The 20,381-nt window shown below is 59.4% G+C and carries 13 protein-coding genes and 1 pseudogene; 9 read left to right on the top strand and 5 right to left on the bottom strand.

Translation table 11 applies throughout. The annotated features are described in order from the left end of the window. Positions 1-245 precede the first annotated feature (245 nt). Positions 246-3,767 (bottom strand): DNA polymerase III subunit alpha, encoded by a 3,522-nt coding sequence (gene dnaE, locus AC13C8_RS07970; protein ID WP_482846978.1) that lies wholly within the window; start codon positions 3,765-3,767, stop codon positions 246-248. Between the two features lie 47 nt (positions 3,768-3,814). After that, positions 3,815-4,177, bottom strand: coding sequence for a VOC family protein (locus AC13C8_RS07965; protein WP_245744642.1), 363 nt, complete (start codon positions 4,175-4,177; stop codon positions 3,815-3,817). A 236-nt stretch (positions 4,178-4,413) separates the two neighbouring features. On the opposite strand from AC13C8_RS07965, the gene xdhA reads away from it, so the two are divergent. The 9 genes from xdhA to AC13C8_RS07920 all read left to right on the top strand — a co-directional run bounded on the left by xdhA (position 4,414) and on the right by AC13C8_RS07920 (position 15,648). Continuing rightward, complete coding sequence (gene xdhA / locus AC13C8_RS07960; RefSeq protein ID WP_482846977.1) at positions 4,414-5,784, top strand: xanthine dehydrogenase small subunit; 1,371 nt, start codon at positions 4,414-4,416, stop codon at positions 5,782-5,784. Further along, positions 5,781-8,057, top strand: coding sequence for a xanthine dehydrogenase molybdopterin binding subunit (xdhB, locus tag AC13C8_RS07955; RefSeq protein ID WP_482846976.1), 2,277 nt, complete (start codon positions 5,781-5,783; stop codon positions 8,055-8,057). Before xdhA ends, xdhB begins: the two co-directional genes overlap by 4 nt. Continuing rightward, complete coding sequence (gene xdhC, locus AC13C8_RS07950; protein WP_091428374.1) at positions 8,054-9,046, top strand: xanthine dehydrogenase accessory protein XdhC; 993 nt, start codon at positions 8,054-8,056, stop codon at positions 9,044-9,046. The genes xdhB and xdhC overlap by 4 nt, the downstream gene beginning before the upstream one ends. Positions 9,047-9,050: 4 nt before the next feature. Further along, positions 9,051-10,532 (top strand): ABC transporter ATP-binding protein, encoded by a 1,482-nt coding sequence (locus tag AC13C8_RS07945; protein ID WP_091428372.1) that lies wholly within the window; start codon positions 9,051-9,053, stop codon positions 10,530-10,532. Continuing rightward, on the top strand, positions 10,529-11,614 hold the full coding sequence (locus tag AC13C8_RS07940) for an ABC transporter permease (protein WP_482846975.1): 1,086 nt from the start codon (positions 10,529-10,531) through the stop codon (positions 11,612-11,614). Before AC13C8_RS07945 ends, AC13C8_RS07940 begins: the two co-directional genes overlap by 4 nt. A gap of 11 nt (positions 11,615-11,625) precedes the next feature. Then, positions 11,626-12,549, top strand: coding sequence for an ABC transporter permease (locus tag AC13C8_RS07935; protein WP_091428368.1), 924 nt, complete (start codon positions 11,626-11,628; stop codon positions 12,547-12,549). Between the two features lie 9 nt (positions 12,550-12,558). Beyond that, a complete protein-coding gene (locus AC13C8_RS07930; protein ID WP_482846974.1) occupies positions 12,559-13,347 on the top strand; it encodes an ion transporter in 789 nt (262 codons plus the stop codon). Position 13,348: 1 nt separating this feature from the next. Continuing rightward, a complete protein-coding gene (locus AC13C8_RS07925; RefSeq protein ID WP_091428363.1) occupies positions 13,349-14,428 on the top strand; it encodes a BMP family ABC transporter substrate-binding protein in 1,080 nt (359 codons plus the stop codon). 146 nt (positions 14,429-14,574) lie between these two features. Next, the gene (locus AC13C8_RS07920) at positions 14,575-15,648 is read left to right on the top strand and encodes an NAD(P)/FAD-dependent oxidoreductase (RefSeq protein ID WP_482846973.1); all 1,074 of its coding nucleotides are present in this window, start codon (positions 14,575-14,577) and stop codon (positions 15,646-15,648) included. Here AC13C8_RS07920 and AC13C8_RS07915 read toward each other — a convergent pair whose 3' ends face one another. From AC13C8_RS07915 to AC13C8_RS07905, 3 genes and pseudogenes are all read right to left on the bottom strand, one after another. After that, positions 15,649-16,572: a histone deacetylase family protein gene (locus AC13C8_RS07915; RefSeq protein ID WP_091428359.1), complete on the bottom strand. Its 924-nt coding sequence runs from the start codon at positions 16,570-16,572 to the stop codon at positions 15,649-15,651. Between the two features lie 25 nt (positions 16,573-16,597). Continuing rightward, positions 16,598-19,279: a bifunctional acetate--CoA ligase family protein/GNAT family N-acetyltransferase gene (locus AC13C8_RS07910; RefSeq protein WP_482846972.1), complete on the bottom strand. Its 2,682-nt coding sequence runs from the start codon at positions 19,277-19,279 to the stop codon at positions 16,598-16,600. A 317-nt stretch (positions 19,280-19,596) separates the two neighbouring features. After that, positions 19,597-20,241, bottom strand: a pseudogene (locus AC13C8_RS07905) (oligopeptide/dipeptide ABC transporter ATP-binding protein); the annotation flags it as partial. Positions 20,242-20,381 lie beyond the last annotated feature (140 nt).

The raw sequence follows: 20,381 nt of genomic DNA, 5'->3' as shown, positions 1-20,381 counted from the left end.
TCGGATGGCCGGACATATGGCGTGGCGGGTGGCGAGATATCTTTCGACCGCAAAGCCAAAGACTTCAGGTCATCCTGGCGCCCGCGCGCCGGCCCGCCACCAATTCACCGAATGGCCACCCGGCAAACCGACCGCCTCCAATCTGCACAGGTCAGATCAGGGGCTATGGCAAACACACAATCCTGGACCCGCGTGACAGCCGTCACCTAATCGCGCGGGGACAAACGCGCATCGCGGCAAGGATCCTAAACCTCTTCCACGTCAATCACGCCGGTTAGTGATTTCAGCGCGCCCTTGATCTGCGGATTCAGCGGGAAGGATTGGCCCAGTGTCATCTCGACCTCGCCCGGCAGGGACGGGTCCATCAGACAGACCGAAACCTCTCCGGGTCGAACATTCCGCGTCTTCTCAGCCGCAGCTTTCAAAAGGTTGGCAACCTGTGTCAGCGTGTCCGGCTGGTCAAGATAGAGCTTCAGCGCCATTCCGCCAGCATCAGCAATCACCGCGTCCAACGGCGCGACAGACCGACCGCGCGGATCGAACTGACCTTCCTCGAACCGGCCTTCAAGCTGCATCACCACCTGCATCGTTTCATCAAAGACCTTCCGGCAGGCTTCAAAATCATCGGCAAACAGCAGAATACCCGACACCTGTTCGGTAGGGTCGTCGATGTTCAGGCGGAAGAACTGGTTGCCGCGGGCGGATTTGCGGGCCTGCAAACCGCTGACATTGACGGCCACCTTGCCAACGGCGGCGCCAGACCGTTCGGCCTTGTCACGTAGCTCTTTCAGCGTCATGATGCCCTTGCGTTTCAACGCGGGCAGATAGTCATCCAGCGGATGGCCGGACAGATAGAACCCGATTGCCTTGTGTTCTTCGGCAAGACGCTCATTCGGCAGCCAATCCCCAACCGGAGACAGACGCGGTTCGGGCAGGTCGTCGCCCGCCTCCCCAAACAGGGACACCTGGTTTGACGCGCGCTGTTCGTGGATCGCCGCCGAATAGCTGACCAGCGCATCAAGGCTGTCGAACACGCGGCGACGGTTCGGGTCCAACTGATCGAAGGCACCGGCACGAGCCAGCATTTCCATCGGCCGTTTGCCGACCCTTTTCAGGTCAACGCGGCGGGCGAAATCAAAAAGTGTGGCGAAGGGCTTGTCGACCCCGTCCACCTTGCGGCCTTCGACGACCAGCTTCATCGCCTCGATACCCACGTTCTTCAACGCCCCCAGCCCATAGATCACGCGCGCACGGTCGACACTGAATGTCTCAAGCGAGCGATTGACGCAGGGCGGCACGATCTCGATCTCCATCCCCCGGCGGACTTCGTGGGCATAGACGGACAGCTTGTCGGTCAGGTGGATATCGCAGTTCATCACACCAGCCATGAACTCGACCGGGTGGTTCGCTTTCAGCCATGCGGTTTGATAGCTGACCACGGCATAGGCAGCAGCGTGGGATTTATTGAAGCCGTAATTGGCGAATTTTTCCAGAAGGTCGAACACCTCGGACGCCTTCTTGGCATCCACACCGTTTTCCGCCGCCCCTTTTTCGAATTTCGGGCGTTCGGCGTCCATCGCCTCTTTGATCTTTTTACCCATGGCGCGGCGCAGAAGGTCAGCGCCGCCAAGGGAATATCCCGCCATGACCTGCGCGATCTGCATCACCTGTTCCTGATAAACGATAATGCCCTGCGTTTCCTCAAGGATATGGTCGATCAGGGGGTGGACGCTTTCGATTTCGCGCAGCCCGTTTTTGACCTCGCAATAGGTGGGAATGTTCTCCATCGGGCCGGGGCGATACAGCGCAACCAGCGCCACGATATCTTCGATACAGGTCGGCTTCATGCGGCGAAGCGCGTCCATCATGCCGCTGGATTCCACCTGGAACACCGCGACCGTCTTGGCGGCAGCGTAAAGTTTGTAGGTCGCTTCATCGTCCAGCGGGATGGTGTTGATTTCGTTCTCGGTCCCTTCAGGCGGGTCATAAAGCGTGTCACCATTCGCGCTGATATGGATGTCACGCCCCTGCCCGCGGATCAGGTCCACGGCATTCTGGATGACGGTCAGTGTTTTCAGCCCCAGAAAGTCGAACTTGACCAGCCCCGCCTGTTCAACCCATTTCATGTTGAACTGGGTCGCGGGCATGTCGGATTTGGGATCTTGATACAGTGGCACCAGCGCGTCCAGCGGCCTGTCCCCAATCACCACACCTGCGGCGTGTGTCGAAGCATTTCGCAACAGCCCTTCCACCTGCTGGCCATAGGTCAGCAACCGGTCAACAACCTCTTCGGCGCGGGCTTCTTCGCGCAGGCGCGGCTCTTCCGCCAGTGCCTTTTCGATCGAGACAGGCTTCACCCCTTCGACAGGGATCAGTTTGGACAGGCGATCCACCTGCCCGTAAGGCATCTGCAACACCCGCCCCACATCGCGCACGGCGGCCTTGGACAGAAGCGCGCCGAAGGTGATGATTTGCCCCACCTTGTCGCGGCCGTATTTCTCTTGCACATACCGGATCACCTCTTCCCTGCGGTCCATGCAGAAATCGATGTCGAAGTCGGGCATCGACACACGCTCGGGGTTCAGGAACCGTTCGAACAACAGTGAATAGCGCAGGGGGTCAAGGTCGGTGATGGTCAGTGCATAGGCAACCAGACTGCCAGCCCCCGAACCGCGGCCCGGACCGACGGGGATCTCGTGATCCTTGGCCCATTTGATGAAATCGGCGACAATCAGGAAATAGCCGGGGAAACCCATGCCCTCGATGATGTCCAACTCGAAATCCAGACGTTTCTGGTAATCCTCGATGCTGACAGCGTGGGGGATCACGGCCAGTCGAGCCTGCAACCCTTCATTGGCCTGACGGCGCAGTTCCTCGACCTCGTCATCGGCAAACTTGGGCAGGATCGGGTCGCGGCGATAGGCCATGAAGGCACAGCGGCGGGCTATTTCCACGGTGTTGTCAATTGCCTCGGGCAGATCGGCAAACAGCGTGATCATCTCTTCCGGGCTTTTGAAGTAGTGCTGAGGCGTCAGACGACGGCGGCCTTCCTGCTGGTCAACATAAGCGCCTTCCTTGATGCAGATCAGCGCGTCATGCGCCTCGTAAAGTTTCTGCTTGGGGAAGTAGGCGTCATTCGTCGCGACAAGCGGAATGCCCATCGCATATGCCATTTCGACAAAGCCCTGCTCGGTCGCGCGCTCGGCCTGTGTCGTCTGCCCACCCTCGCCGGGATGGCGCTGCAACTCGACATAAAGGCGGTCGCCGTAACATGCATGAAACCGCTGCATCAGTGCCGCGGCTTTCGATCGCTGCCCGGCCTGCAACAACTGCCCGACCGGGCCTTCCGATCCGCCCGTCAAACAGATCAACCCCTCGGAATATCGTTCCAGTTCATCAAGCTGAACCTGCGGCAGTTCTGCGCCCTTGTCGATATAGAGGCAGGAATTGAGCTTCATCAGGTTTTCATACCCACGCTCATTCTGTGCCAACAAAACGAGCGGCGCGGCAGGGCGGGGTTTTTCGCCGGGGGCGGGCGTGTCGAACGCCACATCGACCTGGCACCCCATGATCGGTTGAACACCATCGCCAGCGGCCGTCACCGAAAACTCAAGCGCAGAGAACATGTTGTTGGTATCTGTGACGGCGACCGCAGGCATCCCCGCAGCAGCACACAGGCCCGGCAGCGTCTTGACCGGAATGGCCCCTTCCAACAGGGAGTATTCGGTGTGCACACGCAGGTGAATGAATCGGGGATGCTTCGTCATGCCGTCAAACTAGACGAGCACCCGGCACGGGGGAAGCACAGAAACGATCAATCCTCGGAGCGCAGGAACTCGATGCGATTTCCGAATGGGTCGGCGGTATAAAATCGCCTGAAACCGCTGAGCTTTTCATCCCAGCGCACAGGAAACTCCGCTGCTTCAAGCGTTCGTGCCAATGCGTTCAGATCATCACACAGAAAAGCGGGATGAGCCTTCTTTGCGGGTGTGAACAGCTCTTCAACACCAAGATGGACACGCACATCGCCGTGGCGAAACCAAACCCCGCCGCGTTTGGCTAGGATGTCAGGCTTTGGCTCAACCTTTAGGCCCAGAAGATCAGCATAAAATCGGACTGCGCGGTCTTCCTGCCCTTTCGGCATGGCCAGTTGAACGTGGTGCAACTGAGTAATCACGGCGCCTCGCCTATTTGTTGTATACCTTTGCAAACTGTAACCCATTCACTTGGGCAACCCTTCGGGACTGGACGTGCCTCAAAGGCGATGTCGCACCCACAAGCAAGGAATTTCTTGCCAGAGCGCCGATTCTCGGCTTTGCTTGATCAACACCAATAAACCCCGCCTGTTTTCTACGCCGCATCGAAGACTGGCAAACCGGGGCAACAACAGGGTAACGCGGCGGGACGAATCTCATGGATATCGCCTTTCTTCTGAACGGAGAGAGTGTGACCCTGCATGATGCAGACCCAACGCGGTCTGCACTGGATTGGCTGCGCGATACTCAAGGACTGACCGGGACCAAGGAAGGTTGCAACGAAGGCGATTGCGGCGCGTGCACGATCATTGTCGCAGACGCTCATGGCGCAAAAGCAGTTAACGCCTGCATCCTGTTTCTTGGCCAATTGAACGGAAAATCTCTGACCACCGTCGAAGGGCTGGCAGACGGCGACCAACTTCACCCGGTGCAGGACGCGATGATCGACCGGCACGGGTCGCAATGCGGTTTTTGTACCCCCGGCATCACCATGTCGCTGGCTGCGGCACATTTGAACGGCGATCAGAACCATGACGATGTTCTGGCGGGCAACCTGTGCCGTTGCACGGGTTACGCCCCGATTATTCGCGCCGCCGAAGATGCAGCGCGTGAAGCGGTGCCCGAAGGGTTTAACCCCCGCGCAGGCACGTTGCCGGATACCGCTCACCACAAGGATCCTGCCCGACCCGAAACTTCAGACGAACTTGCACATGCGCTGATGACCTCGCCCCACGCAACCTTGATTGCAGGGGCGACGGATGTCGGGCTTTGGGCCACCAAAGCACTGCGGGACCTGAACCCGGTGATCTTCCTGAATGGCGTCAAAGATCTGAAAGACATTCACATTGGCGACGACAAGATCCGTATTGGTGCGGGCGTCACGCTGGAAGACCTGCGCAGGGCCGTTGCCACGCACCATCCCCACTTTGCCGAGATGTTGCGCCGCTTCGCTTCGATCCAAGTGCGTAACGTTGCGACCGTTGGCGGCAATATCGCGAACGGGTCCCCCATCGGTGACACGCCGCCGGCCCTGATTGCCCTTGACGCTACATTGCGCCTGCGGCGCGGGTCCGAGACGCGGGCGATCCCGCTGGAAAGTTTCTTTATCGACTATGGCAAACAAGATCGCCGCCGCGGTGAGTTTGTTGAGGCTGTTTCTTTCAAGCGCCAGCCAGATCGGCTGCGGGTCTATAAGCTGTCCAAACGGTTCGATCAGGACATCTCGGCCGTTTTGGGGGCGTTTAACATTACGGTACAGGACGGCACTGTCACGCAGGCGCGCATTGCGTTCGGCGGCATGGCTGGGATTCCCAAGCGCGCGTCCCATGTCGAAGCAGCCCTGATGGACAAACCGTGGACCGAAGAGAGCATCCGCACCGCTCTCCCGCTGTTCAAGAAAGACTTCACACCAATGTCCGACATGCGCGCGTCGGCCAGATACCGGATGAAAACCGCGCAGAATCTACTGATACGCTACTGGCATGAAGATCAGGGGCTGACCACATCCGTGCTTGAGGTGCAGCCATGAGCGTCGGTCGCCCTCTTCCCCATGACGCGGCCCGTCTACACGTGACCGGCGAGGCTCGGTATGTCGATGACCTCCCGACGCCAGCCAACTGCCTGCATCTGGCATTTGGCCTCAGCGATACAGCTCGCGGCGTGATCACTCACGCCGATTTGTCAAAAGTGCGCCAGTCGCCCGGTGTGGTGGAGGTGCTGACCGCGATCGACCTGCCCCACGCGAATGATGTGTCGCCCTCTGTCCATGACGAACCCCTGCTGGCGAAGGGTGAAGTATTTTATCACGGTCAGCCGATTTTCATAGTGGTGGCAACCTCGCATCTTGCCGCCCGCAAAGCCGCCCGGAACGCCAAGATCACCATTGACCCGCGTCCTGCGGTTCTGACCATAGATGAGGCCATTTCGGCGGACAGCCGGTTTGAAGGCGGCCCGGTGATCTGGTCGCGCGGGGAAGCGGCTGACGCCATCCAATCCGCCCCGCACACACTCACCGGATCGTTCGAGATGGGCGGGCAAGAGCACTTCTACCTGGAAGGTCAGGCCGCATTGGTGATACCGCAAGAAGCCGGCGACATGCTGGTGCATAGTTCGACCCAGCACCCGACGGAGATTCAGCACAAGGTGGCCGAGGCGCTGGGCGTTCCGATGCACGGCATCCGGGTTGAAACCCGCCGGATGGGTGGCGGCTTTGGCGGCAAGGAAAGTCAGGGCAACGCGCTGGCCGTGGCCTGTGCCGTGGCTGCTTGGCGCACCGGGCGGCCGTGCAAGATGCGTTATGACCGCGATGATGACATGGTGATCACCGGCAAACGCCACGATTTCCGCATTACCTATCGCGCGGGCGTTGATGACGAAGGTCGCATTCTGGGGTTAGAGGTCACGCAGCTTGCCCGCTGCGGCTGGTCACAAGACTTGTCGCTGCCGGTGGCCGACCGCGCGATGCTACATGCAGATAACGCGTATCACCTGCCCGCAGTGCGGATCGAAAGCCATCGGCTCAAGACCAACACGACGTCGGCCACAGCCTTTCGCGGCTTCGGCGGGCCGCAAGGCGTTTTGGGGATCGAACGCATTCTGGATCACATCGCTGCCACGCGGGCGTTAGATCCGATTCAGGTACGGCGTGCCAATTTCTATCGCGACGGGCAAACTACGCATTACGGCCAGACCATCGAGGGCTTTCACGTCCCGGCTATGACCGACGCCTTGTTGGAGCGGGCCGACTATGCAGCGCGACGGGCAGGTGTGGACGCATTCAACGCAGACAATCCGATTCTGAAAAAGGGTCTCGCCTATTCCCCCGTCAAATTCGGAATCAGCTTCACCCTGACCCATCTGAACCAGGCAGGTGCGCTGGTCCATGTCTATGCGGATGGGTCGGTTCGCATGAACCATGGCGGCACCGAGATGGGACAAGGGCTGTTTCAGAAGGTGGCGCAGGTGGCCGCAAGCTGCCTTGGCGTGCCGATCGACGCAGTCAAGATCACCGCGACCGACACCGCCAAGGTGCCCAACACATCCGCCACGGCGGCGTCCTCCGGGTCGGATTTGAACGGAATGGCCGTGCAGGCGGCATGTCTGACCATACGCAATCGTATGTCTGAACATATGGCGGGGCTTTGGGGGTGTGACGCGGAAGGCATCTCGTACGAGGATGGTGCCCTGCATGGCCCCGACGGGCAAACCATCAGCTTTGCCAGAGCTGCCGCCTCAGCCTATGAGGCGCGTGTCAGCCTGTCGGCGACGGGCTTTTACAAGACCCCGGGCATCAATTGGGATCGGATGAAAGGGCAAGGCCGCCCGTTCTTGTATTTCGCCCACGGCGTCGCGTTGACCGAAGTGGTCATAGACACGCTGACCGGTGAAAACCGCATTCTGCGCACCGATATCCTGCATGACGCGGGCAGCAGTCTGAACCCAGCCTTGGACATTGGACAGATCGAAGGCGGCTATGTGCAAGGGGCGGGTTGGCTGACCACCGAGGAGTTGGTCTGGGACGGCAAGGGGCGGCTTCGCACCCACGCCCCATCGACCTATAAAATACCTGCCTGCTCAGATCGACCCCGCATCTTCAATGTCGATTTGTGGGATCAGCCAAATCACGAGGATACGGTGTTCCGTTCCAAAGCGGTAGGAGAGCCGCCCTTGATGCTGGGTATCTCCGCGTGGCTTGCGCTGGCGGATGCGGTGTCGGCGTGTGGCGATGGCTATCACGACCTGAACGCCCCGGCCACAGCCGAGGAAATTCTGAACGCCATCGAACGGGTGCGCCCCGGATGAGCTTTGATCTGATCCAACTGGCCGATGCGATCGCGCGACACGGCCCGGTCGCCCGCGTGGTTGTCGCAGCCACAGCCGGTTCAACCCCGCGCGAGGTCGGAGCATCCATGTTGGTCTGGCAGGGCGGGCAAAGCGGCACAATCGGGGGCGGAGAATTGGAATATCGCGCCACCGAAGCCGCGCGGGAATTGTTGGTTGGTGGCGGAAGCCGCACCCTGATACGCGTGCCGCTGGGACCGGATCTGGGTCAATGCTGCGGTGGGGCCGTCACGCTGCTGACCGAGCGTTTTGCAGAGGATGATCTGACTGGACCGGAAAGGGACGGGATCGTGGCGCGGGCGGTGATGGCCGTCGACACAACACCCTTGGCCGTAAAGCGTGTTCTGGATAAGGCGCGGGCCAAGGGGCTGCGCCCTGCCCCACAACTTCTGCATGGGTGGATGATCGAGCCCCTGACCCGGCCCACCACACCCATCTGGATTTATGGCGCCGGGCATGTCGGGCGGGCGCTGGTCAATGTTCTGTCGCCGGTGCACGATCTGGCGATCACATGGGTCGATACAGGCACAGACAGGTTTCCGGACGCCATTGCAGAGCGTGTGACCGCCCTGCCAGCACCCCATCCCGCTGTTGCCGCACGGCTGGCCCCGCATGACGCGCATCATCTGGTGCTGACCTATAGCCACAGCCTGGATCTGGACCTATGCCATGCGATCCTGTCTCGCCCGTTCGCCGGTGCCGGACTGATCGGCTCTGCAACCAAATGGGCGCGGTTTCGAAAGCGATTGGCCGCGCTTGGCCACAGCGTCGCACAGATCAACAGAATTCAATGCCCGATCGGTGATCCGGGCCTTGGTAAAACCCCGCAAGCCATTGCGATCGGGGTTGCCTCCGCGCTACTTAAAGGCGTGGCAAACAAAGAAAAAATCAACAGGGGAATGCCAGGTGACAGGAGATACGCGCCACGAAAACGCGCTATTGACACTTGAGGGGATGACGAAAGCCTATCCGGGTGTTGTGGCCAACGATCAGGTCTCATTTTCGATCCTGCCGGGCGAAGTTCATGCCCTGCTGGGGGAAAACGGGGCGGGCAAGTCGACGCTTGTGAAGATGATCTATGGCCTCGTCAAACCTGACGCGGGGCAAATGACGCTTCGCGGTGAAGGTTTCGCGCCGATCAATCCGGCGGCGGCGCGCAATTCCGGGGTGACGATGGTGTTTCAGCATTTCAGCCTGTTCAACGCGCTATCAGTTGCCGAAAACATATCGCTGGGGATGGACAACCCACCCGACCGGCGGGCGCTGTCTGCGCGCATACGCGAGGTCAGTCAAGCCTACGGCTTGCCGCTTGATCCGGGGCGCATCGTGGGGGAACTGTCTGCCGGGGAACGTCAGCGGGTCGAGATCATTCGCTGCCTTTTGCAAGACCCAAAGCTTTTGATTATGGACGAACCAACCTCGGTTCTGACCCCGCAAGAGGTTGATGTTCTATTCAGAACCCTGCGAAAACTGACCGCAGAAGGCACAGCGATCCTGTATATTTCGCACAAGCTGGAAGAGATCCGTTCGCTTTGCGAACATGCCACCGTTCTGCGGTTGGGCAAAGTGGTCGATACCTGCGACCCGCGCGAGAAGTCGGCGCGGCAACTGGCGGAAATGATGGTGGGTGACACGCTGCATGTGCCTTTCCGCGAGGCGGCAAAACCCGGCCCGGTGGCGTTGTCCTTGTCCGACGTGTCGATGAAATCCCCGACCGAGTTTGGTACGAACCTGCGCAACATCTCGCTTGAGGTGCACAAGGGCGAGGTATTGGGCGTCGGCGGTGTGGCGGGCAACGGGCAGGACGAATTGCTGGCCGTCTTGTCTGGAGAAGGACGTGCCCAAAGCGGGACAATATCGTTGGCGGGTGAAGAAATTGGAAATTTGCACCCCAATGCCCGCCGCGCTCGTGGTCTGCTGACGGCACCCGAGGAGCGTCTTGGACATTCGGCGGCGCCTGATATGAGCTTGACCGAAAACGCCCTTCTGACAGGCGCTGTGCGTGAAAAGCTCGTCAAACGCGGTTTTCTGCGCTGGGGCAAGGCCGAAACCTTTGCTCGCAAGGTCATCAAGGAATTTGACGTGCGCACCCCAGGGCCGGACAACGCCGCCGGTTCGCTGTCTGGCGGCAATTTGCAGAAATTCGTCATCGGGCGCGAGGTGCTGCAACGGCCGGAGGTGCTGGTGGTGAATCAACCGACCTGGGGGGTGGATGCCTCGGCCGCGGCGGCGATCCGGCAATCTCTTCTGGACCTTGCCCATCATGGCGCGGCAGTGATCGTGATCAGTCAGGATCTGGATGAGTTGATGGAAATCGCAGACCGTTTCACCGCGTTGAACGAGGGTCGTCTGGCCGATCCGGTGGCAACCCAAGATCTGGATGTTGAAACCATCGGCCTGATGATGGGCGGCGGCGAGCAGGAGAGCGCGGCATGATACATCTGGAAAAGCGTCCTCAGCCGTCAAAATTCTGGGCAGGGTTCACTCCGATCCTTGCGGTCGTCGCTACGATGATCGCGGGTGGCATAATGTTCTGGATGCTCGGAAAGCCCCCATTGGAAGCCATCCGCACAATCTTCTGGGACCCGCTGTTTCACGAAACTTTCGGACCCTATTCACGCCCACAACTTCTGGTCAAAGCCGCTCCGCTGATCCTGATCGCCATCGGTCTAAGCCTTGGGTTTCGCGCGGGCATCTGGAACATCGGGGCGGAAGGCCAATACATCATGGGGGCCATCTGCGGCGCAGGTGTCGGGCTGGCCTTTTATCCATCTGAAAGCGTTCTGATTTTCCCGGCCATGGTGCTGGCAGGAGCAATCGGCGGCTGGGCCTGGGCCATGATACCAGGTCTGTTGAAAGTCAAATTCGGTACCAACGAAATTCTCGTCAGCCTGATGCTGGCCTATGTCGCCGAGAACCTTTTGGCTTCGGTCAGTCAGGGACTTTTGAAGAACCCCGAGGGCATGGGGTTCCCCGGATCACGCAATTTTCGTGATTTTCCTGCCGCCTATAACACCGAACTGATCAGCGGCACCGGCATGCACTGGGGTGTGGCCACGGCCTTTATTGCCGTTATCTTCACTTATGTTTTGCTGACCCGGCATATGCTGGGCTTTCATGTGCGTCTGACAGGCGAAGCGCCGCGGGCGGCGCGGTTTGCTGGGGTCAATCCGACCCGTCTGATCCTGTTTTGTCTGGGCACATCAGGGGCGTTGGCCGGGCTTGCCGGGCTGTTCGAGGTCTCGGGCCCCTCAGGGCAAATCACCATCGACTTCAACTCTGGCTATGGGTTCACCGCGATCATCGTGGCCTTCCTTGGCCGTCTTCACCCCATTGGCATCCTGCTGGCCGCGCTTTTGATGGCCCTGACCTATATCGGCGGAGAACTGGCGCAACTGATGCTGGGTTTGCCAGGGGCCGCCATTCAGATGTTTCAGGGGATGCTGATGTTCTTCCTTCTGGCGATGGATGTGCTGTCCCATTACCGTATCCGCTTTAACAAAACCGCCACGGTGTAAGGAGAAAACCGATGGATCTTGGTCAAATCAATCCACTCCTACTGCTGGCGTCCCTGATGGTCGCGGCCACACCGATCCTTTTGGCGGCCATTGGCGAAGCGGTGGTCGAAAAGTCTGGCGTCCTGAACCTTGGGGTCGAAGGTATGATGATCACCGGTGCCGTCGTCGGCTTCGCCATTGGCGTCAACACAGGTAGCCCCACCGTGGGCTTTGTTGCTGCCGCTGCTGCCGGAGCCGCACTGTCGATGTTATTCGGCGTCCTGGTGCTTTACCTGATGTCCAATCAAGTCGCCACGGGGCTGGGGCTAACCTTGTTCGGACTTGGCCTGTCATCGCTGATCGGCAAGCCCTACGAAGGAATGAAAGCGCCCAGCATGGCCAAGTGGGACATCCCGTTGCTGGGCGATCTTCCAGTGCTTGGACCGATCCTGTTTCGACATGATCCCATGGTCTATGTCAGCCTGATCATCGTGGCCGCCACGTGGTATGTGCTGACGCGAACCCGCGCGGGCTTGATCCTGCGCGGGGTCGGCGAAAACCACGACGCAGCCCACGCGCTTGGCTACAAGGTCATTCGTGTGCGGCTGATGGCCATCGCCTTCGGTGGCGCGTGTGCCGGACTGGGCGGAGCATATGTCAGCCTTGTCAGGGTTCCGCAATGGGTCGAAGGCATGACAGCGGGCGCGGGCTGGATTGCCCTTGCCATCGTTGTGTTCGCCAGCTGGCGGCCATGGCGCGTGCTGCTTGGGGCATATCTGTTCGGTGGCATCACGGTGCTTCAACTTAATCTACAAGCCGCCGGTGCCGCGATCCCTGTCGAGATCCTGGCGATGAGCCCCTATGTCGTGACAATTCTCGTGCTTGTGGTTATCTCTTTGCGTGGCCAACATGGCGCGCCCGGATCACTTGGGCGCATCTTCCACGCAACGCACTAGGTTTCCCAGATGATCAATCCCGATATTCACCAGATCCTTGATGGGCACAAGCCCTTGGGCGGCGTGAATGTTGGCCGTGTCATGGACGTCCTGATCGTCGCCTCAGCGATCGCCATCGCGCTTGAAACCATGCCACAACTGCCGGGATATTTGCGAAACTTCCTGCTCAGTTTCGAAATTTTCCTGTTGGTCATATTTTCGATCGAATATCTGGTGCGTCTGACCACTGCCCCGCGTCCGCTGCGCTATGCGTTCAGCTTCTGGGGCATCATCGACCTTCTTAGCATCGCGCCTGCGATCGCGCTTCTGACCCCGCAATGGCTGGTGGTCCGTACGTTCCGCCTGTTGCGGCTGGTGCGGTTGCTGAAGCTGTTTCGTGGGTCACACGCGATGGAACGTCTTGTGGTCGCCTTCCGGCAGGTCCGGGGTGAACTTTTGGTCTTCGGCGTGATCGCCGGCCTGATGCTCTATGTCTCGGCGGTCGGCATCTATATATTCGAACACGACGCCCAGCCCGAGGTTTTTGCCTCGATCCCTGACAGCCTGTGGTGGGCGGTCGCCAGTTTCACGACTGTGGGCTATGGTGATATGTTCCCGATCACGCCCGGCGGCAAGATTTTCACCACCATCGTGCTTTTCATCGGCCTTGGGGTCATTGCCGTCCCATCGGCCATCGTGACCGCCGCACTTTTGGAAAGCGAAACCAACATTCAACGACGCATTCGCGAGGCTGCCGAGAGCACCGATGACCGCGAAAACGAAAAACCGAAATCTGCTCAATCCATCAAGGGAGAATGATATGCGTGCAGTAAAATCACTATTGGCCGGGGTGGCCTTGGCCGCAAGTTTGGCCGGGGTGGCCCAGGCTCAGGACAAGACCAAGGTCGGCTTTATCTTCGTCGGCCCTGTCGGCGACGGCGGCTGGACCTATGAACACAATCAGGGCCGCTTGGCCGTGGAAGAAGAGTTCGGCGACCAGGTCGAAACGATCTATCAGGAAAGCGTCCCGGAAGGCGCGGACGCCGAACGCGCGATCACGCAAATGGCGCTGTCTGGCGCGGACCTGATCTTCACCACTTCGTTTGGCTACATGGACGCAACCATTGCGGTGGCGGAGAAGTTCCCGGACGTCAAATTCGAACACGCAACCGGCTATAAAACCGCGCCAAACGTGTCGGTCTACTCGGCCCGCTTTTATGAAGGTCGCGCAGTTCAGGGTCACATCGCGGGCAAGATGACCAAGTCGAACATCGTCGGCTACATTGCCTCGTTCCCGATCCCGGAAGTGATCCGTGGTATCAACTCGGCCTATATTCACGCCAAAAAGGTAAACCCTGACGTCCAGTTCAAGATCATCTGGGCCTACACATGGTTTGATCCGGCCAAAGAAGCAGACGCCGCCAAAGCTCTGATCGAACAGGGTGCTGACGTCATCCTGCAACATACGGATTCGACCGCGCCGCAAGCCGCAGCGCAAGAAGCCGGGAACATCATCACCTTCGGTCAGGCATCTGACATGGCAGACTATGCGCCGATGCCGCGCGTCTCGTCGATCATCGACAACTGGGGCCCGTATTACATCGAGCGGACCAAGGCAGTCATGGACGGCACCTGGGAAAGCGCTTCGACCTGGGCCGGGATCGGCGCAGGCATGGTCGGCATTGGCGAGATCACGGACGCTGTTCCTGCCGACGTGAAAGCGGAAGCCGAAGCCCTGCGCGACGCGCTGGCATCAGGCGAATACCACGCCTTCACCGGCCCGCTGAACAAGCAAGACGGCTCGCCTTGGCTGGCCGAAGGCGAGACAGCAGATGACGGCACCCTTGCTGGCATGAACTTCTATGTCGAAGGTATCGAAGGCGAAATCCCCTCCAGTTGATCCAAGGAGATTTCAAACCATCAGACCTCGCCTGCGGGCGGGGTCTTTTCTATTTGGGTTGCCCCGGCCGCACACCCGGCAAAGGCTTTCGCTTTGGCTCGCATCATGCCAGTGTCGCGGCAAACGATGTTTCACGGGAGCAATAGATGCAGGATTTCATCGTCATTGGCGGCGGCATCGCTGGCGTGTCGGCTGGCGCGCGACTGTCCCATATTGGCCGCGTTACGCTGTTAGAGGCAGAGGCTGCCCTTGCCTATCACGCCTCGGGCCGGTCTGCGGCGATGTTCGAAGAAAGCTATGGCGCGCCCAGCGTGATTGAACTGAACCGCGCATCGCGTCGGTATCATGAAACCGAAAACGGCGGGGTGCTTAGCCCACGTGGTCTGATGATCGTTGCGAAACAAGGGCAAGAAGCCGCTCTGGCGCATGATCTGACCTCTATGATGATAGAGCGTATCTCGGTCGAGGAGGCCTGTGCGTTGGTGCCGATCCTGAAAGCCAGGACCATGGTTGGCGCGGGGTATCACGCGGACGCATGGGACATCGACACCGACCTCTTGATCCAGAACTTCGCCCGCGAGATTCGCGCGAACGGTGAGGTCATCACCGGGGCGCGCGTCCAGCACATCACCCTCTTGGCAACCGGATGGGAGGTCACGACCCCGAAAGGCACTTTCGCCGCCAGAACGCTGGTCAACGCAGCGGGGGCCTGGGCTGATCAGATTGCCGCGGTGGCTGGGATTGCGCCGCTTGGCATCCAGCCCTTTCGCCGGTCGATGGCCCGCATTCCGGCACCGGAGGACTGCGACGTGTCGCGTTGGCCAATGTTCATGGGCGCGGGCGAAAGTTGGTATGCCAAACCCGATGCTGGCGCCCTGATCGTATCCCCTGCTGATGCCGACCCCGTCGACCCGCACGACGCGTGGGCAGACGATATGGTCTTGGCCGAGGGTCTGGCCCGCTACGAAGAACTGGTGACGGAACCCGTCACACGGATGATATCGAATTGGGCGGGCTTGCGCAGTTTCGCACCCGACCGCAATCTGGTCATCGGTCCTTCACCGCGGCACGCGAACTTTCTGTGGTTCGCGGGGCAAGGCGGATACGGGTTTCAGACCAGCCCCGCCGCGTCGCAGTTGTTGGCCGATATTGTTGCAGGTTCCCCATCCGAACTGGGACAGGATACGGTTGCATCACTCAGCCCGGCGCGGTTCGCCTGATCAGCCCAACAACACGTTCAGATGCTTCACCACGGACCGGCCCAGAACGTCCGGTTCGTATCCGCCTTCCAGCATTGAAACGATCCGTCCTTCGGCAAACTCGTCAGCGACGGCCTTCAATTCACGCGTGACCCATTCATAGTCGGCATCGGTCAACTGCACGCTGGACATGTCATCCGCGATATGGGCGTCGAAACCAGCCGAGATAAATACAAACTCGGGTTTGAAATCCCTGAGGTGCGGCAGCCAATGGGCGCTGACAGCCTCGCGAAATTCCGCGCTACCGGCACCCGCTGACAGGGGAATGTCGACGAGGTTGTCGGTTTCCTTTTCGTGCCCCGTGAAGGGATAGAACGGGTGCTGAAAGCTGGAACAGAACAGGACACGTTCTTCCGTTTTGAATATCTCTTCGGTTCCATTTCCGTGATGCACATCGAAATCAACGATCGCAACGCGTTTTAGCCCGTGCGCCTCAATCGCGTGAGCGGCAGCCACCGCGATATTGTTGAACAGACAAAACCCCATCGCCTTGTCGCGTTCAGCGTGGTGGCCGGGCGGACGGATCATGCAAAACACCGGGTTGGCCTCGCTCGACATCACCAGATCAACCCCCAGCACGCCCGCACCGGCGGCGCGTTCCGCGGCACGCAACGTCCCCGGGCTCATCACCGTGTCGCCATCGACTTCAACGCTTTGCATCCCCTGCCCCGGCGCCAGCGCATAGACACGGTCCAGATACTCGCAGTCATGCACCCGCTCCAACTGCGCCCGCTCGACCAGTGGCGCATCGCGATGTCGCACAACGTAATCCATACCGGACATGATCAACTGGTTGTTGATCGCATCCAGCCGCGCCTTGCTTTCTGGATGCAGGGGGCCAGCATCGTGTTCTCGGCACTCTGGGTGCGATATGATTGACAGCATTCGGTCTCCTCTCCTGAACCTCGATCTAAAGCTCGCGTTCGACGATCACCACATCATGGTCATCCGGGTCCGGGCGTTGCGTGAACCCCAGATCTTTCATCAAACGCAGCATCGGGGTGTTCTTGCGCAGAACCGTGCCTTCGATGACATGAAGCCCATGATCCTGCGCGGCCTTGAACAAACCTTTCATCAGCTTCGTGCCCAGCCCCTGACTTTGGATGCGGTCCGACACAACGACGGCAAATTCACAGCTTTTCCAATCCGGGTTGATCACATAACGCGCCACACCGACCTGAACCGACTGACCATCAATCTCGGCCATCGCAACAAGCGCCATTTCGCGGCGATAGTCGATCTGGGTGAACTGCGCCAACAACTCGGGGCTGAGTTCATTCACCGATCCCATGAACCGCATCATCTTTGCTTCATTCGACAGATCGCGCATGAATTGCTTTTCATGCTCGGCATCCTCTGGCCGGATCGGACGGATGGTCAGGGGGGTGCCATCACGCAGGAAAGTCTGCCGTGCAAGGTGGCGCGGATAGGGATGGATCGCCATGTGATCATAGCGACCATCATTGGACGGCGGGCGCGCCACGGTAATGCGCGCATCCACTGCCAAGACGCCATCCGGCCCGGCAAACAGCGGGTTGATGTCCAGTTCAATGATCTCGGGCAATTCGCTGACGATGATCGAAATCCGCTTGAGCACATCCACCAGCGCCGCCCTGTCGACCGGGTCATAGTCACGGAAACTTTCCAGCGCCTTTGATACGCGTGTGCGATTTATAAGGCGTTCCGACAAGACCGAATTCAGCGGCGGCAGGGCAACCGCGCTGTCTTTCATCACCTCAACCATCGTGCCGCCAGCCCCGAACAAGATTGTTGGACCAAACACCGGATCACGACTGGCCCCGATCACTAGCTCGCGGGCTTGGCGCAGATGCGACATCGCCTCGACCGTGACGCCCGAGATTTTCGCATCAGGCATCGCGCTCTTTACGCTGCCAATGATTTCGTGAAACGCGCGCGTTACGGACGCGGCATGGGCCACGTTTATCTTCACGCCGCCCACATCGGTCTTGTGCGAAACATCGGGCGACGAGATTTTCATCGCGACGGGAAAGCGAACCGTTTCTGCCGCGATCAGCGCCTCGTTGGCGGTCTTGGCTTCAAAGGTCAGGTTCACCGGGATGTTGAATGCGCTGAGCAGCGCCTTGCTTTCGGTATCCGACAAAATGCTTCGCCCAGCGGCCAGCGCGTTGGCAATGATCATCCGCGCGCCATCCAGATCAAGTCCCTGTTCAAAAGCCCGCGCACGGGGAACTTCCAGTGACAGCTTTCGGTTGCGGTGATGTTGGGCGAGGTATGAGAAGCCTTCAACAGCCCGTTCGGGCGTCTCAAACACGGAAACTCCGGCTTCGGACAGCAATATGCGTCCTTCCGCAACCACATCTTCCCCCATCCAACAAGCAAGAACGGGCTTACTGTTGCGCTTCGGCAAGGCATCTTTCACGGCTTGCGCGGCAACCGTGGCGTCGGTCATGGCTTGCGGCGTCAACAGCACCAGAACGCCGTCGACTTCGGCGTCGGCAATCGCGGCCTTGACCGCCGCGCCATAGGCATCAGGGGTCGCATCGCCCAGAATGTCGACGGGGTTCGCATGGCTCCAGAACGCGGGCAGTATCTTGTCCAGAGCCTTACGCGTCGGTTCTGACAAAGGCGGAAGGCTTATGCCCAAATCTCCTGCACGGTCTGCGGCCAGCACACCTGCACCACCGCCATTGGTGATAATGCACAACCGGTCTCCGGAAGTTTTCTTGGTATTCGCCAAAAGCTCGGCGGCGGCGAACAATTGCCCCAACGTGTTGACCCGCACCGCACCGACGCGCTCCAGCGCTGCGTCGAACACCTCGTCCGAGCCGATCAATGCGCCGGTATGGGTGTGTGCTGCCCTCGCGCTGACGGCATGGCGGCCCGATTTCAAAACGATCACGGGTTTCAAGCGTGCCGCCCGGCGCATCGCCGACATGAAATTCGGCGCATCTTTCACGCCTTCTATATACAGCAGGATCGCATCGGTTTTCGGATCGTTCACCAGATAATCCAGAGTGTCGCCGATATCGACATCCAGCGAACTGCCCAAAGACACCATCGCCGAAAATCCCGAATGGTGCGGTCCGGCCCAATCCGCAATGGCCGAGATCAAGGCCCCGGATTGCGACACCATCGCAAGGCGACCCTTGGGGGCTTGCGACTTTAGAAACGTTGCATTCAACCCAAGCCACGGCCGCACCAGACCAACGCAGTTCGGCCCAAGGACCCGGATGCCGCCTTTGCGAGCTTCGTGCATGACTTGCGATTCATAGGCTCGGCCCTTCTGATCGCCATCACTGAACCCCGCCGACAGGATAATCGCCGCTTTCACACCTGTCGCCGCACAATCGCGCATGATGCCAGGAACCGTGCGTGCGGGGGTCGCTATGACGGCCAGATCAACCTCTTTCGATATGGCCGCTATGTTGCGGTGACATTCAGTTTCACCAATTTTTTTGTACTTGGGATTGATCGGATAAATCGCTCCGTCAAAACCACCAGAGATCAGGTTGGCATAGGCCAACCCACCGACGGAACTGCCGGACGGGCTGGCCCCGAACACGGCCACAGACCGTGGGTCGAAAAGAGGGCTGAGTGGGCTTTTGTCCATGCTGTTTGGTCCTTCACGCATAACTCTCCCGACAGGTCGGGCCGACAACTCCTCCTGCCGCGTTTCTGCACCTGCGAAGACGGCCTGTCTTTGATGTGGCTCAAGACTTTCAAGCAGGGTCACTTACATGTCCGAACCTTTTCAGGACCGGTCAAACCGACCAGTTGTCGCCGGAACAGGCCAGCTACCGGTTACACTGACGGTATCGTCGGCCTGAGACGGTCATCGCCAAGCTGTATGAGATCAACCTCCCGACACAAGCGGATCATCAAATCCCGGCGTTTGTCGGGGTATCCGGATGGTGTGCTCGGATCTTGTCAGATGACGTGGCAGGCGACCTGCTGCCCATTGCCCCGGTCCGTCAGCGGCGGCTTGATCTCCGCACAGACAGGTTTCGCCAGCGGACAGCGGGTGCGAAACACACAGCCTGAAGGCGGGTTCAGTGGCGACGGCAGATCCGCATCCAGAATAAGCACCTCTTTATCAGCGTAAGCCTTCGGGTCCGGTATCGGAACCGCCGAAATCAGCGCCTGCGTATAGGGATGGCCGGGCGCTCGATACAACTGCTCGGCCTCGCTGATTTCAACGACATTGCCAAGATAAAGCACCATCACGCGGGTTGATATGTGCTTCACGACAGACAGATCATGCGCGATGAAAATCAGGCTTAACCCCATATCTTCCTGAATTTCCATCAGCAGATTGATCACTTGCGCCTGAATGGACACATCCAGCGCCGACACCGGTTCATCGCAGATGATCAACTGCGGCTTCAGGATCAGCGCGCGGGCGATCCCGATCCGCTGACATTGCCCACCCGAGAACTCGTGCGGGTAACGGTTGATCATGTTGGGCAGGATACCCACGCGATCCAACACCTCGCGCACGCGAGCCTTCACCTCGGATTTCGAAACACTCGGATAGTGGGTCTTGAGCGGTTCAGCCACGATCTGGCCGATGGTGTCCGTCGTCATATAAAATGGGACATCAGAGCGGTTTGAGCAATGGAGGCTCTGGCTCGTTTGTGTGACTGATTATGCGGCTTGTTTTTGATGTTGCAAGCGGCGGTGTAGGATTGTCTGTTTCTTGACCCTTTTCCTTT

The organism is Aliiroseovarius sp. B-4, from assembly GCF_056857795.1.
Note: the sequence above shows the minus strand (reverse complement) of the source record. Positions and strands in the feature narration are given on the sequence as shown.

What these genes read in the sequence shown, in the direction of transcription:
- AC13C8_RS07910 (WP_482846972.1), bottom strand. Translation starts at nt 19,279, where the DNA reads ATGGACAAAAGCCCACTCAGCCCTCTTTTCGACCCACGGTCTGTGGCC.
- AC13C8_RS07930 (WP_482846974.1), top strand. Translation starts at nt 12,559, where the DNA reads ATGATCAATCCCGATATTCACCAGATCCTTGATGGGCACAAGCCCTTG.
- xdhA (WP_482846977.1), top strand. Translation starts at nt 4,414, where the DNA reads ATGGATATCGCCTTTCTTCTGAACGGAGAGAGTGTGACCCTGCATGAT.
- xdhC (WP_091428374.1), top strand. Translation starts at nt 8,054, where the DNA reads ATGAGCTTTGATCTGATCCAACTGGCCGATGCGATCGCGCGACACGGC.
- dnaE (WP_482846978.1), bottom strand. Translation starts at nt 3,767, where the DNA reads ATGACGAAGCATCCCCGATTCATTCACCTGCGTGTGCACACCGAATAC.
- AC13C8_RS07920 (WP_482846973.1), top strand. Translation starts at nt 14,575, where the DNA reads ATGCAGGATTTCATCGTCATTGGCGGCGGCATCGCTGGCGTGTCGGCT.
- AC13C8_RS07940 (WP_482846975.1), top strand. Translation starts at nt 10,529, where the DNA reads ATGATACATCTGGAAAAGCGTCCTCAGCCGTCAAAATTCTGGGCAGGG.
- AC13C8_RS07935 (WP_091428368.1), top strand. Translation starts at nt 11,626, where the DNA reads ATGGATCTTGGTCAAATCAATCCACTCCTACTGCTGGCGTCCCTGATG.
- AC13C8_RS07945 (WP_091428372.1), top strand. Translation starts at nt 9,051, where the DNA reads ATGACGAAAGCCTATCCGGGTGTTGTGGCCAACGATCAGGTCTCATTT.
- xdhB (WP_482846976.1), top strand. Translation starts at nt 5,781, where the DNA reads ATGAGCGTCGGTCGCCCTCTTCCCCATGACGCGGCCCGTCTACACGTG.
- AC13C8_RS07915 (WP_091428359.1), bottom strand. Translation starts at nt 16,572, where the DNA reads ATGCTGTCAATCATATCGCACCCAGAGTGCCGAGAACACGATGCTGGC.
- AC13C8_RS07925 (WP_091428363.1), top strand. Translation starts at nt 13,349, where the DNA reads ATGCGTGCAGTAAAATCACTATTGGCCGGGGTGGCCTTGGCCGCAAGT.